This is a genomic window from Pseudomonas baltica, from assembly GCF_031880315.1.
Taxonomy (GTDB): domain Bacteria; phylum Pseudomonadota; class Gammaproteobacteria; order Pseudomonadales; family Pseudomonadaceae; genus Aquipseudomonas.
Map to the genome: position 1 here is coordinate 2,799,286 of NZ_CP134771.1, position 15,844 is coordinate 2,815,129.

General features: G+C 62.6%; 17 protein-coding genes. 5 read left to right on the forward strand and 12 right to left on the reverse strand.

All coding sequences use genetic code 11. The features are described from left to right. Nucleotides 1-10: 10 nt before the first annotated feature. The 6 genes from rodA to REH34_RS12420 form a co-directional block, all read right to left on the reverse strand. On the reverse strand, nt 11-1,114 hold the full coding sequence (gene rodA / locus REH34_RS12395) for a rod shape-determining protein RodA (RefSeq protein ID WP_226506474.1): 1,104 nt from the start codon (nt 1,112-1,114) through the stop codon (nt 11-13). Between the two features lie 31 nt (nt 1,115-1,145). After that, nucleotides 1,146-3,041, reverse strand: a complete 1,896-nt coding sequence (gene mrdA, locus REH34_RS12400; RefSeq protein WP_311971790.1) for a penicillin-binding protein 2 — start codon at nt 3,039-3,041, stop codon at nt 1,146-1,148. 15 nt (nt 3,042-3,056) lie between these two features. Then, a complete protein-coding gene (gene rlmH, locus REH34_RS12405) occupies nt 3,057-3,524 on the reverse strand; it encodes a 23S rRNA (pseudouridine(1915)-N(3))-methyltransferase RlmH (protein ID WP_311971791.1) in 468 nt (155 codons plus the stop codon). Nucleotides 3,525-3,533: 9 nt separating this feature from the next. Continuing rightward, the gene (gene rsfS, locus REH34_RS12410) at nt 3,534-4,028 is read right to left on the reverse strand and encodes a ribosome silencing factor (protein WP_226506299.1); all 495 of its coding nucleotides are present in this window, start codon (nt 4,026-4,028) and stop codon (nt 3,534-3,536) included. A gap of 70 nt (nt 4,029-4,098) precedes the next feature. Further along, nucleotides 4,099-4,779 (reverse strand): nicotinate-nucleotide adenylyltransferase, encoded by a 681-nt coding sequence (gene nadD / locus REH34_RS12415; RefSeq protein WP_226506298.1) that lies wholly within the window; start codon nt 4,777-4,779, stop codon nt 4,099-4,101. Further along, the gene (locus REH34_RS12420; RefSeq protein WP_311971792.1) at nt 4,780-6,051 is read right to left on the reverse strand and encodes a glutamate-5-semialdehyde dehydrogenase; all 1,272 of its coding nucleotides are present in this window, start codon (nt 6,049-6,051) and stop codon (nt 4,780-4,782) included. Nucleotides 6,052-6,239: 188 nt separating this feature from the next. Here REH34_RS12420 and REH34_RS12425 point away from each other — a divergent pair, with 188 nt between their 5' ends. Together REH34_RS12425 and REH34_RS12430 are read left to right on the forward strand one after the other, a co-directional pair. Next, complete coding sequence (locus REH34_RS12425; protein ID WP_311971793.1) at nt 6,240-6,959, forward strand: DNA-3-methyladenine glycosylase; 720 nt, start codon at nt 6,240-6,242, stop codon at nt 6,957-6,959. Beyond that, complete coding sequence (locus REH34_RS12430) at nt 6,960-8,294, forward strand: bifunctional DedA family/phosphatase PAP2 family protein (protein WP_226506295.1); 1,335 nt, start codon at nt 6,960-6,962, stop codon at nt 8,292-8,294. It abuts the gene before it with no gap. A 100-nt stretch (nt 8,295-8,394) separates the two neighbouring features. Here REH34_RS12430 and REH34_RS12435 read toward each other — a convergent pair whose 3' ends face one another. Genes REH34_RS12435 through REH34_RS12445 form a run of 3 tightly spaced genes read right to left on the reverse strand, consistent with a single transcriptional unit; the run spans nt 8,395 to nt 10,073 of the window. Continuing rightward, complete coding sequence (locus REH34_RS12435; protein WP_226506294.1) at nt 8,395-8,985, reverse strand: LON peptidase substrate-binding domain-containing protein; 591 nt, start codon at nt 8,983-8,985, stop codon at nt 8,395-8,397. A gap of 9 nt (nt 8,986-8,994) precedes the next feature. Then, nucleotides 8,995-9,711, reverse strand: coding sequence for an LrgB family protein (locus tag REH34_RS12440; protein ID WP_226506293.1), 717 nt, complete (start codon nt 9,709-9,711; stop codon nt 8,995-8,997). After that, nucleotides 9,708-10,073, reverse strand: coding sequence for a CidA/LrgA family protein (locus REH34_RS12445; protein WP_311971794.1), 366 nt, complete (start codon nt 10,071-10,073; stop codon nt 9,708-9,710). The genes REH34_RS12440 and REH34_RS12445 overlap by 4 nt, the downstream gene beginning before the upstream one ends. A 170-nt stretch (nt 10,074-10,243) precedes the next feature. Between REH34_RS12445 and REH34_RS12450 the strand changes: the two genes are divergently transcribed. From REH34_RS12450 to REH34_RS12460, 3 genes are all read left to right on the forward strand, one after another. Beyond that, complete coding sequence (locus REH34_RS12450) at nt 10,244-10,699, forward strand: MaoC family dehydratase (RefSeq protein WP_226506291.1); 456 nt, start codon at nt 10,244-10,246, stop codon at nt 10,697-10,699. Nucleotides 10,700-10,822: 123 nt separating this feature from the next. Next, entirely contained in the window at nt 10,823-12,562 is a 1,740-nt protein-coding gene (locus tag REH34_RS12455) for a C13 family peptidase (RefSeq protein WP_226506290.1), read from the forward strand. A gap of 50 nt (nt 12,563-12,612) precedes the next feature. Next, on the forward strand, nt 12,613-13,254 hold the full coding sequence (locus REH34_RS12460) for an oxidoreductase (protein ID WP_226506289.1): 642 nt from the start codon (nt 12,613-12,615) through the stop codon (nt 13,252-13,254). Nucleotides 13,255-13,366: 112 nt separating this feature from the next. Here REH34_RS12460 and REH34_RS12465 read toward each other — a convergent pair whose 3' ends face one another. The 3 genes from REH34_RS12465 to mpl all read right to left on the reverse strand — a co-directional run bounded on the left by REH34_RS12465 (nt 13,367) and on the right by mpl (nt 15,760). After that, nucleotides 13,367-13,639 carry a YceK/YidQ family lipoprotein gene (locus tag REH34_RS12465; RefSeq protein WP_311971795.1) on the reverse strand — a complete coding sequence of 91 codons (273 nt, stop codon included), beginning with the start codon at nt 13,637-13,639 and terminating at the stop codon, nt 13,367-13,369. Between the two features lie 101 nt (nt 13,640-13,740). Further along, a complete protein-coding gene (ubiX, locus tag REH34_RS12470; protein WP_226506287.1) occupies nt 13,741-14,370 on the reverse strand; it encodes a flavin prenyltransferase UbiX in 630 nt (209 codons plus the stop codon). 40 nt (nt 14,371-14,410) lie between these two features. After that, nucleotides 14,411-15,760: a UDP-N-acetylmuramate:L-alanyl-gamma-D-glutamyl-meso-diaminopimelate ligase gene (gene mpl, locus REH34_RS12475; RefSeq protein WP_226506286.1), complete on the reverse strand. Its 1,350-nt coding sequence runs from the start codon at nt 15,758-15,760 to the stop codon at nt 14,411-14,413. Nucleotides 15,761-15,844 lie beyond the last annotated feature (84 nt).

A 15,844-nucleotide genomic window follows, 5' to 3' on the forward strand; every position in this document is an offset into this window, starting at 1 on the left:
CTCACCTTTTTCAAACCTGTGCGATCCATTTGCGGTGCGTGTGGATCGACATTAAAACGCCAAACGCTGACATCAAGGTCACCAGCGAAGTTCCGCCGTAACTAATGAAGGGCAGCGGTACCCCCACCACCGGCAACAGGCCACTGACCATACCGATATTGACGAAAACGTAAACAAAAAACGTCATCGTCAGGCTGCCTGCTAACAATTTGCCATACAACGTCTGCGCCTGGGCCGTGATCACCAGGCCGCGCCCGATCAGCAACAGATAAATCAGCAGCAAGGCGCAGATGCCCACCAGGCCGAACTCTTCGCCCATCACCGCAATGATGAAGTCGGTATGGCTTTCAGGCAGGAAATCCAGGTGCGACTGAGTGCCCATCAGCCAGCCCTTGCCGAACACCCCGCCCGAACCAATGGCCGCCTTCGACTGGATGATGTTCCAGCCGGTACCCAGCGGGTCGCTCTCGGGGTCGAGGAAGGTCAGAATTCGCTGTTTCTGATAGTCGTGCATGATGAAAAACCACATCGCCACCGCCACCGGCACCGCAGCGGCGAGCACGCTGATGATCCAGCGCCAGCGCAACCCGGCCATGAACAGCACGAAGGTGCCGCCCGCCAGAATCAGCAGCGAGGTCCCCAGATCGGGCTGACGGACGATGAGAATGAACGGCACGCCGATCAGCGCCAGGCTGGCCACCACATGAATGAGATGGGGCGGCAAGGTGCGTTTGGACAGATACCAGGCGATGGTGGCCGGCATCAGGATCTTCATGAACTCCGACGGCTGGAAGCGAATCACCCCAGGAATGTTGATCCACCGCGTCGCGCCCATGGCGTTGTGGCCCATGACGTCGGTGACCACCAGCAAGCCCACCCCGATCACATAGCCCAGCGGCACCCAGCGCGCCATGAACCGCGGCTCGACCTGAGCGATGATGAACATCGACACCAGGCCGATACCGAACGAGGTCGCCTGCTTGATCAGCAGGTCCCAGTTCTTGCCGCTGGCCGAGTACAGGACGAACAGGCTGCCGGCCGCCAGGGTCAGCAGCAGGATGAGCAGGGGCCCATCGACATGGATACGTTGCAAAAAGGTCGCGCGACGGCGCATCACATCCTCACTGGAGAGGATGCGATCGAAATTACTCTTCACGTGCCGTGATCTCCGCACCTGGGGTGCTGGCGTATTCGGATTTGAGCTGGCCATCGGGACCGAGCAGCCAGGCGTCCATCACCTGACGTACCACGGGGGCGGCCACTCCGGAGCCGGCCTCACCGTTCTCGATCATCACCGACACCACGATTTTCGGGCTTTGCGCTGGGGCGAAGCCGACGAACAAGGCGTGGTCACGATGGCGCTCCTGGACTTTGCTGCGGTCGTATTTCTCGCCCTGCTTGATCGCGACCACCTGCGCGGTGCCGCTCTTGCCGGCAATCCGGTATTGCGCACCGGCCGCAGCCTTGCGCGCGGTACCACGGGCGCCCTGCATCACCTGCTCCATGCCGTGGGTGACCTTGGCCCAATCGGCCGGGTCGCGCAGGACAATATCGTCCATGGGGTTGTCGTCAACCGGCGGCACGCCTTCGATGGTCTTGGCCAGCCGGGGCCGATTCCACTTGCCCTTGTTGGCGATCAGCGCTGTGGACTGCGCCAATTGCAGCGGCGTGGCCTGCATGTAGCCTTGGCCGATACCGAGGATCAGGGTTTCGCCGGGATACCAGACCTGCTTGCGGGCCACGCGTTTCCATTCCCGCGAAGGCATGAGGCCCGGCGCTTCCTCGAACATGTCCAGCGAGACCTTCTGGCCGATGCCGAACCGGTTGAGGTAGGTCGACAAGCGATCGATACCCATCTTGTGCGCCAGATCGTAGAAGTAGGTGTCGTTGGACCGCATGATGGCCGTGTCGAGATCGACCCAGCCATCGCCGGTACGATTCCAGTTGCGGTATTTGTGATCGAAATTGGGCAACTGGTAATAGCCTGGGTCGAACACCCGCGTACCGGCATTGACCACCCCGGTATCAAGGCCGGCGATGGCCACTGCCGGCTTGATGGTCGAACCCGGTGGGTAAAGCCCCCGCAGTACCCGATTGAACAGCGGACGGTCGATGGAATCGCGCAGCTCGGCGTAGGCCTTGAAGCTGATACCCGTGACGAACAGGTTGGGATCGAAGCTTGGCTGGCTGACCATCGCCAGCACCTCGCCAGTGCTCGGGTCCATGGCCACCAGCGCGCCACGTCGTCCCGCCAGTGCCTGCTCGGCAGCTTGCTGCAACTTGATGTCGAGGCTCAGGACAATGTCCTTGCCCGGCACCGGGTCGGTGCGCTTGAGTACCCGCAGCACGCGGCCACGTGCGTTGGTCTCAACTTCTTCGTAGCCCACCTGGCCATGCAGCTCGGGCTCGTAGAAGCGCTCGATACCGGTCTTGCCAATATGATGCGTGCCGCTGTAGGCCACAGTATCCAGGGACTTGAGCTCCTTCTCGTTGATGCGCCCCATGTAGCCCACCGAGTGAGCGAAATGCTCACCCTGGGGGTAATGGCGCACCAACTGCGCGACCACCTCGACACCCGGCAGGCGGAACTGGTTGACCGCAATCCGCGCGATCTGCTCCTCGGTGAGTTCGAACAGCACCGGCACCGGCTCGAACGGCCGCCGCCCTTGCTTCATGCGCTTTTCGAACAGCTCGCGATCATCGGGCGTCAGGCTCAGCACCTCGACGATGAGGTCGAGCACCTGCTGCCAGTCGCCCGCCCGTTCGCGAGTGACGCTGAGGCTGAAGCTGGGGCGGTTGTCGGCGATGACCACGCCGTTACGGTCGAAGATCAGCCCGCGGGTCGGCGGGATCGGCTGCACGTGCACCCGATTGTTCTCCGACAGCGTGGAGTGATAGTCGTACTGGATGACCTGCAGGAAATACAAACGCGCGATCAGCACCAACAGCAGCGCACACACGACCACAGCACCGACCACGACGCGGCTGCGCACGGTGCGGGCGTCTTTCTCGTGGTCCTTGAGGCGAATCGGCTGGGTCATCGGGCTGGGCGCAGATTATTTGTGGTAAGGGTGTCCGGACAGGACTGTCCAGGCACGATACAGCTGTTCACCGATCAGGATTCTTACCAGTGGGTGCGGCAGTGTCAGGGCCGACAGCGACCAGCGTTGATCCGCCCGCGCGCACACTTGCGGCGCCAGCCCCTCGGGGCCGCCGACCATGAAGTTCACCGTGCGCGAATCCAGCCGCCAGCTGTCCAGCTCCACCGCCAATTGCTCGGTGCTCCAGGGCTTGCCATGCACTTCGAGCGTCACAATCCGCTCGTTGGGGCCGACCTTGGCCAACATGGCTTCGCCCTCCTGACGGATAAAGCGCGCCACGTCAGCATTCTTGCCCCGGGTGTTGAGCGGTATTTCCACCAGTTCGAGCGCCAATTCGGATGGCAGGCGCTTGGAATACTCGTGCCAGCCATCTTCCACCCACTTGGGCATGCGAGAACCGACAGCAATCAGACGCAGGCGCACAGCGGTTCCTTATTCCTGGTCTTTGTTGAGCTTGTCGAACTGCGAGTGACCGACTTCCGGGCTGTGGTGCTTGCCATCGACGGCACGGCTCTGCTCGGCACCTTTCCACAGGCGCTCCAGGTCGTAGAACTGACGAGCGTTGCTGGTCATCATGTGCACGATCACGTCGTCCATGTCCAACAGCACCCAGTCGCTGTCGCCCTTGCCTTCTTCACCCAGCGGCTTGACGCCTTGGGCTTTGACGGCGTCACGAACCTTGTCCAGCATCGCGCCGATCTGGCGGTTGGAGGTACCGGTCGCGATGATCATGAAGTCGGTGATGCTCTGCTTGTCGCGCACGTCCAGGATTTGAATATCCAGAGCCTTTACGTCTTCCAGAGCGGCAACGGCCACCTTCACCAGCTCTTCGCCAGCGAGCTCAGGCCCGGTGTGGGCCGGCACTGCGAGGGGAGCGCTCTTGAACGTGCCTTTGCGCTTAACTTTGCTTACGTCTTTGTTCGTCATATAAAACTCGTTTTGCTCGTATATTCGGGCGCTTGAATACAGGACTGTTCGTGCCTTCAAGTGCGCCTATTCAGTTCGACGTACGGTACAGCCCGTGCGCCTCGATGTAGGCCAGTACAGCGTCAGGCACCAGGTAACGCACCGACTTACCGCTGGCCAGCAGTTGACGGATCTGGGTGGCGGACACCGACAAGGGTGTCTGCCAGACAAACGCGATCTGACCCGCCGGCCCCTTGAGGGTCTGCGGGTCACTGACGGAACGGGCGGCCAACAGGTTGCGCAGGGCATCCGGTGGCTCGCTGTCCGCGTCAGGGCGCTGCAACACCACGATGTGGCAATGCAGCAGCAATTCTTCCCAGCGGTGCCAGGAGGGCAAGCCACAAAAGGCATCCCAGCCCAGCAGCAAGAACAGTTGGTCTTGAGGCGCCAGCTCGGCGCGCATCGATTCCAGGGTGTCGATGGTGTACGACGGCGTATCGCGGCGCAGTTCGCGGTCATCGACGCTCAACGGCGCCGCCCCGCTGACAGCGCTGCGCACCATCGCCAGACGCTGCTCGGGCGACACCTGCGGAGTATCGCGATGCGGCGGCCGGAAGTTCGGCGTCAGGCGCAAGTCGTCGAGCGCCAGCGCATCGGCTACTTCCAGGGCGCTGCGCAGGTGACCGATGTGCACCGGGTCGAAGGTGCCGCCCAGTACGCCAATGCGCTGCGGTCGAACGGTAGGTGCCCCGGACTGGCCGACTTCAGCCAATCAGATGGACTCCTGGCCGCGCAACTGGCCGTCACCGACCACTACATATTTCTCGCAGGTCAGGCCTTCGAGGCCGACCGGGCCACGGGCGTGGATCTTGTCCGTGGAAATACCGATTTCCGCACCCAGGCCGTACTCGAAGCCGTCGGCGAAGCAAGTCGGGGCGTTGAGCATCACCGACGCCGAGTCGACCTCGGCCATGAAGCGCCGGGCCTGACCCTGATGTTCGGTGACGATCGCATCAGTGTGGTGGGAACCATAGTGATTGATGTGCTCGATGGCCTCGTCGAGGCTGTCGACCACGCAAATCGACAGGATCGGCGCCAGGTACTCGGTGTGCCAGTCGTCTTCGGTGGCAGGCAGCGCCTCGATCAGGTCGCGAGTGCGCGGGCAGCCGCGCAGCTCGACGCCTTTTTCGCGGAACTGGGCAGCCATCGGCGGCAAGAATCGTGCGGCGACGCTGGCATCTACCAGCAGGGTCTCCATGGCACCGCAGATGCCGTAGCGATAGGTCTTGGCATTGAAGGCGATGCGCTGGGCCTTGTCGAGCTCGGCATTGGCGCTGACATAGACGTGGCAGATGCCATCGAGGTGCTTGATGACCGGCACGCGGGCATCGCGGCTGACACGCTCGATCAGGCCCTTGCCGCCGCGGGGGACGATGATGTCGACGTACTCGGGCATGGTGATCAATGCACCCACGGCCGCACGGTCAGTGGTCTCGACCACTTGTACGACGCTGGCCGGCAGTTGCGCCGCTTCCAGGCCCTGAGCGATGCACGTGGCGATGGCGCGGTTGGAATGAATGGCCTCGGAGCCGCCGCGCAGGATAGTGGCGTTGCCGGACTTGAGGCACAGGCTGGCGGCATCGATGGTCACGTTAGGGCGGGATTCGTAGATGATCCCCACTACGCCCAGCGGTACGCGCATCTTGCCAACCTGAATACCCGAGGGGCGGTAGCTCATGTCACGGATGGCGCCGACCGGATCAGGCAGCGCTGCCACCTGACGCAAACCGACGATCATGCTGTCGATACGGGCCGGGGTTAGGGTCAGGCGCTCGAGCAACGCTGGCTCCAGGTTGTTGGCGCGGCCGGCGGCCAGGTCGAGCTCATTGGCAGCGACCAGTTGTTCGCGGGCAGCGTCCAGCGCCGTGGCAGTCGCCAGCAAGGCACGGTTCTTCTGACCGGTGCTGGCACGAGCGATCACGCGAGCGGCTTCGCGGGCAGCGCGACCCAGGCGGGTCATGTAGTCAAGCACGGACTCAGTCATGGTCTCTGTGGTCTTGGCAAAGGGGAAAGCGGCTGATTATAGCTGCCGCGCCGCGCCACGCACAGCGGTGGCAGGCGGATGGTCGAAATTGGGCAACAAATGCCGGTCATTCAGGTCCGATTAAGGTGCCGGTTGCTATCATCTGCCGGCTGCCGCTCCCAAATCCGCACACCCATCTGGATGTTGACATGCCCGCCACCGCCGTCCGCCGGCATTTGCCCGACGAGTTTTTCCATCGCGACGCGCAAGTCCTTGCCCGCGACCTGCTGGGCAAGATCATCCGGCATCGCCAAGGGCCTTACTGGTTGTCAGCGCGCATCATCGAGACCGAGGCCTACTACGCGGCAGAAAAAGGCAGCCATGCTTCGCTGGGCTACACCGAAAAACGCCGAGCGCTGTTCCTCGATGGCGGCCACATCTATATGTATTACGCCCGTGGTGGCGATTCGTTGAATTTCAGCGCTGCCGGGCCTGGCAATGCCGTGCTGATCAAGTCGGCCTATCCCTGGGTCGATGAGGTCAGCGACAGCAACGCGCTGGCGCAGATGCAGCTCAACAATCCCGACGCCAATGGCCAACTGCGCCCGCCCGAGCGCCTGTGCGCAGGGCAGACGCTTCTGTGCAAGGCACTGGGCCTGAAAGTGCCGCAATGGGACGCCCAGCGCTTCGATCCCGAACATTTTTTTGTCGAGGACACCGGCATCCTCGTCCCCCAGGTCATCCAGACCACTCGCCTGGGCATCCCCGCCGGGCGCGATGAACATCTGCCCTATCGCTTCGTCGATCCTGAATACGCTCGGCATTGCACGCGCAATCCGCTGCGTCGGGGGCAGCGAGAGGGGCAGGACTACGCTTTGCAGATCAACCCCTCACCGACCACCGCCGCACCGATAAAAGGAAACCGATAGATGGGCTCTTGGCTTGACGGCCTTACTGGCTGGCTGACCGCTCACCCACAGTGGCTGGGCCTGGCGATTTTCGTAGTGGCTTGCGTCGAATGCCTGGCGATCGCCGGGCTGATCGTGCCCGGCACCGTGGTGCTCTTCGCTATTGCCGTATTGGCCGGTCACGGCGCCCTGTCGCTTGGCCAGACATTACTGCTGGGCTATGCCGGCGGCCTGCTGGGCGACGCGTTGTCGTACGCCATCGGCCGTCGCTATCATCAGGACATCAAGCGTATTCCCTTGCTGGCGCGCCACCCGCAATGGATGGAGAGGGCCGAAAACTATTTCCATCGCTATGGCGTCGAGGGCTTGCTGATCGGCCGTTTCATCGGCCCGTTGCGGCCCATGCTGCCGCTGATCGCCGGCATGCTGGAAATGCCGCTGATCCGCTTCGCACTGGTCAGCGTGCTGGCTGCGGCCGGCTGGTCTATCGCTTATCTACTCCCCGGCTGGGCCACCGGTGCGGCCTTCCGCTTGCCGCTGCCGCCCGGTTTCTGGCCGGAGGCGGGGGCGGTCGCCGGTGGCCTGGCGATCCTCGTCGGCCTGAGCATCAATAGCAGCCTGCGCCGCCATACCCGCGCGACCCTGTGGGTGGCCTTGATGAGCCTGGCCATGCTACTGGCATTGCTGATCGGCTGGCCCTACCTGACCCATCTCGACAATGGCCTCATGCAACTGGTGCAGGAGCACCGCAGCGAGGCAATGGATCCCTTCGTGGCGATGACCACGGCCATGGGCGACTTCCGCACACAGTTCATGCTGGCCGCCGCCGTGGTGCTGATCCTGGCAATCCACCGTCAGTGGCGGCATTTCCTCTTTGCCGTCGGCGCACTGCTCGGCACCGCACTGTGCAATGCCAGCCTGAAGATGTTCTTCGCCCGCGGGCGCCCGGAGATACTGAACGATCCATTGAGCACCTATAGCATGCCCAGCGGCCATGCTTCGGCGTCGTTTGCACTGTTTTTGACTTTGGCGCTCCTGGCTGGCCTCGGCCAGGCGCCGCGGATGCGCATCATGTGGCTGGTGTTGGCGTGCATCCCGGCGACGATGATCGCCGCATCGCGCATCTACCTGGGTGTGCACTGGCCGACCGACGTGCTGGCCGGGGCCATGCTCGCCTGCTGCCTGTGTGCGGTCAGCCTCGCGGCCAACCGACACTTTGGTGGGTCGATGCCTGCCGTGGCCGGGCGCGTATGGTGGTGGATACTGCCAGCGGTTGCAGCCATTCTAGGCTGGCATCTGGCAACCACCCTGCCCCATGCCATGGCGCATTATCAGTATGGTGCTCAAACCCTGTAGCAAGGGGCTTGTCCCCGAAAACGGGTAACGACAACGCATCCGCAGTGGCTGATTGCTCTTGTCGGGGGCCAGCCCCCCTCGTTGCAAGGCCAGAACCGCTTCAGTCGAACAACTCGCCCTGCAGCTCATCAAGCAGCGTCTGGATATTATCCAGGCGCTCGCGGGGGTCATCCAGGCACAGCAAGCGCAGCTTGTCGCCGTTGAGGAAGGGCAGCAGATAACCCAACTGATTGGCCAACGATTGCTGGGTCCTTGCGCCATCAAGCATGCCCAGAGCGGCGACCATCGGATGCTCCGCCAAGGCGTTGAGCAGCGCCAACAGGTCGTCCTCGTCGGAACTCAGTGGCTCCTCGCGGAATTCATACAGGTACTCCACTTCGCCGAGAAGCAACCGATCACGCTGGGTCTCGCAGCTTTTGACTTCGAATCGCCGGGTGCCTTTGACGCGAATCCCCAGCAGGCCGTTGTTCTGCGGATTGAAGTCGACCACCATCGCCTCGCAGCCCACCGGTGCGTGCAGCACTTCGCCATTGCCGGCCTCATCGCCCTCCAACAGGCATACCACCCCGAATCCGGTGCCCTGCTTCATGCAGCGGGTAATCATGTCCAGGTAGCGCGCCTCGAATATTTGCAAATCGAGCACGCAGTCCGGAAACAGCACGGTATTGAGCGGGAACAGCGGCAAAATCATAGGATTTCCTTAAACGAACAGACTGACCGCCAATGGCAGCAATACGGCGGTCGAGACCCCCATCAAGCTCATCGCCAATGCGGCGAAAGCCCCACATTCCTCACCTTCCTGGATCGCCACTGAGGTCCCCACCGCGTGCGCCGTGAGCCCCAGGGCCATGCCGCGCGCAGCTGGGTTCTCCACTCCCAGCATAGACAACATCCCAGGGCCGAAGATGGCCCCGATGACACCAGTGATCAACACGAATACCGCTGCCAGCGCCGCCACGCCGCCGATCTGCGCGGCCACCAGCATGGCGATCGGTGAGGTCACCGACTTGGGAGCCAGGGTCATGAGAATCATGTGATCAGCGCCGAACAGCCAGCCCAGCAGCAGGCATGAGCCCGTAGCCAGCACCCCACCCAACACCAGCGTAGTCAAGGTGGGCCAGAACAGCTGACGAATACGCCGCAGATTCAGGTACAGCGGCACCGCCAGGGCCACGGTGGCCGGGCCCAGCAGGGTATTGAGGATGTCGGTGCTCTTACGGTACTCGGTGTAGTCGATCCCGCAGGCGACCAGCACGCCGATCAATATCAGCATCGACACCAGCACCGGCTGGAGGAAGATCCAGCGGGTCTTTTCATAGGCACCCACCGCCAACTGGTAGGCGCCCAAGGTGATGCCGATGCCGAACAGCGGGTGATGGATGACCGAGTCCAGCGTGCCCTGCCAGTCCAGGGTCATGGCTGAACCTCATCGCTGGGCGGGCGACGACCGATCAGGCGCTGCATCAACCAGCCGGCAAAGGCCATCGCGACCAGCACCGAGATCAGCAAGGCGCCGCCGATGGCCCAGAAATCCTCGGCAATCTGCCCGGCATAGACCATCACCCCGACCGCTGGCGGCACCAGCATCAAAGGCAGGTAGCGCAGCAGGCTGCTGGCCGCCTCGCTCACCGGCGCCGGCACATCGCCGCGTAGCATCAGGTACGCCAGCATCAGCAACAGGCCGATGATCGGCCCGGGCACGATCGGCACCAGCAAATGATTGATCACCGTCCCCAACAATTGGAACAGCACGAGCCAGGTCAATCCACGCAACGCCATAAAGGTCCTCTCCATCGAGCCGACATTATAAGCACGACCAGCGCCTGGCTTAGAACCGCCGACCGGTCTGGATCAAGGCTTGACCCGCTGCCCCGAGCGTGTTGATCTAGCGCCCTGGCACGAACGTACAAATTGTTACCCCCCATTGCCCCCCCGTGGAGGTATTGCCCATGCGCGACGTTCCCGCCGATCAACTGCACGAATACGTGGGCACTTGCCTGGGGCGCTCCGACTGGTTGACCATCGACCAAGGACGCATCAACGATTTCGCCGATGCCACGGGCGATCACCAGTTCATTCATGTGGACCCGGAGCGCGCCGCCACCGGGCCTTTTGGCACCACGATCGCCCACGGCTTGCTGACGCTCTCACTGATCCCCTCCCTGATGAGCCAGGTCATGGTGTTCCCCGCCGGCATGAAAATGGCTATCAACTACGGCATGGACAGCGTGCGGTTCATCCAGCCAGTCAAGGTCGATTCCCAGGTGCGCTTGAAGGTCGACCTGACCGAAGTCAGCGAGAAAAAGCCCGGCCAGTGGTTGATGAAAATCCTCGCCACTCTTGAAATAGAAGGCGAATCCAAACCCGCGTACATCGCTGAACCGTTGTCGCTGTGCTTCCTTTAGCTGCGGGCCAGAGCTGTCGCGGCGAATCTGGTAACAGTTGAGAGGAAATGAAAGCCTGCTAACGGCTATTTCCTCGCCACCGGATTACGGCATACTCGGCGCCTCAATTGCCCGGATCCCGTCATGCGCCCACTCGCTCCTCTTGCGCTTTCGCTACTGCTCGTTGCCTGCGGTGATGGCGAATCCCTATTGCCGCCCGACGCGCGACTGCCCGATGGCGGCCGTTATCGCGGCGAAGTGGTCAACGGCGTTTTGCAAGGCGCAGGTCGCATCGATTACCCCAACGGCAGCTGGTACAAGGGCAATTTCGTCAACGGCCAGTGGCACGGTGACGGCGAATGGCATGGCAGCAACGGCGAGGTCTATCGCGGCCATTTCGAAAAAGGCCTGTTCGACGGCCAAGGCAGCCTGAGCACCCCGAAAAGCAGCTACAGCGGCGGCTTCAAGCTCGGTCGCCGCGACGGCGAAGGCACCCTCAAGGAAAAAAGCCAGACCTACCGCGGCAACTTCAAGAACGACCAGTATTCCGGCGCCGGCCATCTTGAGCTCGAGGACGGCAGCACCTACCAGGGCCTGTTCGATCAAGGCAAGCCCAACGGCGAAGGCGTACGCAGCGACGCCAGTGGCAATCAGTTCAGCGGCAAGTTCGTCAACGGCCAACTGGAGGGCCACGGCAACTACAGCAATGCCGACGGCGATCAATACATCGGCAATTTCCATCAGAACCAGCTGCAAGGCCGTGGGCGCTTTGAAAACAGCGACGGCGATGTGTGGATCGGCGACTTCAAAGCCGGCGCCCTCACCGGCCAAGGCGAACTGCTGGGCAGCGATGGCAGTCACTACGTAGGCGGTTTTGCCGACTGGCACTTTTCTGGTCAGGGCAAGCTGACCATGGCCGATGGCAGCACATTCGAAGGTGGCTTCGCCGACGACGCCTATCAGGGTCAGGGCGTGCTGACCGTCAAGAGCGGCGCCACACAAAGCGGCTACTGGGTCAACGGCCAGCGCGTGCGCGATGGCAGTGGCCGCTTGCTGCCCGACAGCCTGGAGCAAGGCCTGCTCAACCAAGGCGCGCTGCTGGACAAAGCACTGGCCGCAGTGCCGCATTCGACGCCCGCGACCGAACTGTACAGCCTGGTGCTGGGCGGTGATGGCAACCAGAGCGTGTTCCTGCGTGAAGCCGACTACGTCAGCGCCATGCTCGCCAGCCGCTTCGGCGCCGTAGGCCAGATCACTCTGGTCAATCATCGCGATCACCTCGCTGACCGCCCCATGGCCAGCCGCGAAACCCTCAGCCGCGCGGTCAAGACCCTGGCCGAGCGCAGTGGCCCGGAAGATTTGATCTTCATCTACCTGACCAGTCACGGCACCCAGAATCATGAACTGGTGCTGGAACAGCCGCGCATGGAGCTCGCTGACCTGCCTGCCGACGAACTGGCGAGCGTGCTCGCGCCGCTCAAGGACCGCGACAAGGTGGTGGTGATTTCATCTTGCTATTCCGGAGGTTTCATCCCGGCCCTCAAGGACGCCCGTACACTGATCATGACCGCCTCACGGGCTGATCGCGTGTCGTTCGGATGCTCGGAAGAGGCCGACTTCACCTATTTCGGCGATGCCTTGTTCGCCCAGGCGCTGAACGCCACCGACGACTTGCAACAGGCATTTGAACAAGCGCGCGCTCACGTTGCCGAAAGGGAGATAGCCGACAACTACGAAGCCTCCGAGCCGCAGATCTGGGCCCCCAAAGGCGTGATCGCGCACTGGCAACGGTTGCGCCAGCAGCAAGCGCAAAAGGCCTTGCAGAGTGCGGCGGCCGCAGCCAAGGCAGCGCGCAAGGAAGCGGGAGTTGTCGCCCAAGACTAAGCTTTACAGTAGCCATCACCCGGCTGGCGCGTGTCGCAAGGAGTAGCACCATGTACCTGACCCCGCAGCATATCCTCCTCGCCGGCGCCACCGGGCTGACCGGCGAACACCTGCTCGACCGCTTGCTCAACGAGCCGACGGTCAGCCGTGTACTGGCCCCGACCCGGCGCCAGTTGGCCGAGCATCCGCACCTGGAAAACCCGGTAGGTAACCTCGCCGATCTGCTGCCGCAACTCGAAGGCCGCGTCGACATCGCCTATTGCTGCCTGGGCAGCACCATCAAACAGGCGGGCTCGGAGGATGCCTTTCGGGCCATCGATCACGATCTGGTGGTGGCCTATGCGCAGCGCGCCCGAGACTTGGGCGCGCGCCATCTGCTAGTGATCAGCGCCGTCAATGCCGACGAAACATCGTCGATCTTCTATAACCGCGTGAAGGGCCAGACGGAAAAATCGCTGATCGCGCAAAACTGGCCGCAGTTGACCATCGCCCGCCCATCGATTCTGCTCGGTGCCCGTACCGAGCCACGCTTGAGCGAACAGCTGGCAGGGCCGCTGTCACGACTGATTCCCGGCAAATACCATGGCATCGAAGCCACGCAACTGGCCCGCGCGCTGTGGCGCCTGGCGCTCGAAGAGCAGGATGGGGTAAGGGTGGTCGAGTCGGATGAGCTGCGGCGGCTGGGTAAATAGCCGGCTTGTGAGCCGTGGCTAATGGCGCCTTCGCGGGCAAGCCCCGTTCCCACAGTCGTACGACTCAAGTCTGATGTGGGAGCACAGCTTGCTCGCGAAGAGGTCCGAAAGCCTACAACCCGCCTTGAGCGCTAAACCCAATACCCGCAGCAGTCAGCAGCGACAGCGGCAACAACAACGTATCGAGCAGCATGCTGCCTGGCATGTCCCAGGCGGGGTATTTCGGCCCTTCAGTGCCGAAGCGGTCCTGAGGGCAGCACCCGCCCTGCATCAGGTAGAAATCCAATCGCGTGCCGGCATACACCACCGGCGCGCCGGGCTTGTTGGCATCCAGCGTGCTGACGGTCGCGCAGCCGGTGAGACTCGCGATAAGTGCACTGACCATCAATCCGTGAACATTCCTGTAGCGAGCGGGCTTACCCACGATTCGGCGGGCCTGGCACGACGGCTTTTCGGGGGCGAGCCCCCTCGCTACAGGGGCGACTGTCACTCCTCCCCACCAAAATGATGCTCACCCCAGCGCGGCAACATGTCCTGAGGTATGTCCAGCAGATTGAGCACGCGCGCTACGACGAAATCGATCAAGTCGTCCAGCGTCTGCGGCTGGTGGTAAAACCCCGGCGATGCAGGCAGGATCACCGCGCCCATCTGCGACAGCTTGAGCATGTTCTCCAGATGGATAGTCGAGTACGGCGCCTCGCGGGGCACCAGGATCAGCTGTCGACGCTCTTTAAGGGTCACGTCTGCCGCGCGCTCGATCAGGTTGTTGCAGGCGCCTGTAGCGATCGCCGACAACGTCCCCGTGGAGCATGGCACCACCACCATTGCCGCAGGTGCGCCGGAACCGGAAGCCACGGGGGACATCCAGTCCTCTTTGCCATACACACGAATCTGCCCCGCCGAGGCGCCGGTGTATTCGGTAAGGAACGCCTGCATGCTCTGCGGCTTGGCCGGCAGCAGCACGTCGGTCTCGGTAGCCAACACCAGTTGTGCGGCTTTGGAGATGAGAAAATGCACTTCGCGGTCTTCACGTACCAGACAGTCGAGCAGGCGCAGGCCATATTGCGCGCCCGAGGCGCCGGTCATGGCCAGGGTGATGCGTTCCGGGCCGCTCATCGGCTGGCTCCTGTCAGGCCAGCAGCCACACCTACAACCATCATCGCAACGCCTCCGCCAGCTTCACATGCAAGCCGCCGAAGCCGCCATTGCTCATGATCACCACGTGGGTACCCGGCTGCGCCTGGGCCTTGACCCGGGCAATGATCGCTTCGAGGCTATCGGCTACCAAGGTCGGCACTGTGCTCTGTGCCACGGTCGCGGCCAAGTCCCAGCCCAGATTCGGTGGCGCATACCAGATCACTTCATCGGCATCGGTCACGCTGCCCGGCAAGCCGTCGCGGTGAGCGCCGAGTTTCATTGAATTGGATCGCGGCTCGATCACCGCGATCAACGGCGCATCGCCGATACGCTTGCGCAGGCCATCCAGGGTGGTCGCGATCGCGGTCGGGTGATGAGCGAAGTCATCATAAATAGTGATACCGCGCACTTCGGCGACCCGTTCCATTCGCCGCTTGACGTTCTTGAATGCCCCCAGGCCTTCGATCGCCATCGCAGGCACTACGCCCACATGCCGCGCCGCGGCCAGCGTGGCCAACGCGTTGGCGACGTTATGCTGGCCTGTCAGCGGCCAGTCGACGATGCCCTGGCTGCTACCCTCGAACAACACTTCGAAGCGCGAGCCATCTTCACTAAGCAATCGCGCCTGCCACTGGCCACCCGAACCTGTGGTCTGCACAGGCGTCCAGCAGCCCATGCCGATCACCCGCTGCAGCGCTGGCTCGGTGGTCGGGTGGATGATCAAGCCCTGGCTCGGAATGGTCCGCACCAAATGATGGAACTGCCGCTCGATCGCCGCCAGATCAGGGAAGATATCCGCATGGTCGTATTCGAGATTGTTGAGGATCGCGGTGCGCGGACGGTAGTGGACGAATTTCGAGCGTTTGTCGAAGAACGCACTGTCGTACTCGTCGGCCTCGACCACGAAAAACGGCGTACTGCCCAGACGCGCCGACACCGCGAAGTTCTGCGGCACGCCGCCGATCAGAAAACCCGGGCTCATGCCGGCATGCTCCAGCACCCAGGCCAGCATGCTGCTGGTGGAGGTCTTGCCGTGAGTGCCAGCCACGGCCAGCACCCAGCGGCCTTGCAACACATGGTCGGCCAACCATTGCGGCCCGGACACATACGGCAAGCCTTTGTCGAGCACATACTCCACGGCCGGATTGCCCCGCGACAAGGCGTTGCCGATCACCACCAGATCGGGCGCCGGATCGAGCTGTGCAGCGTCATAGCCCTGAGTCAACTCGATGCCCTGAGCCTGCAACTGAGTGCTCATCGGCGGATAGACATTGGCGTCCGAGCCCGTCACACGGTGACCCAGCTCCTTGGCCAACACCGCCAGCGAGCCCATGAACGTGCCGCAAATACCTAGAACGTGAATATGCATGATTGACCTCGTAAAACATCGGGGCAGGTTAGCCCAGCGTGGGAAAAATCTCACGTCTTGTATTCGAGCATCCCTTTTCGGCGC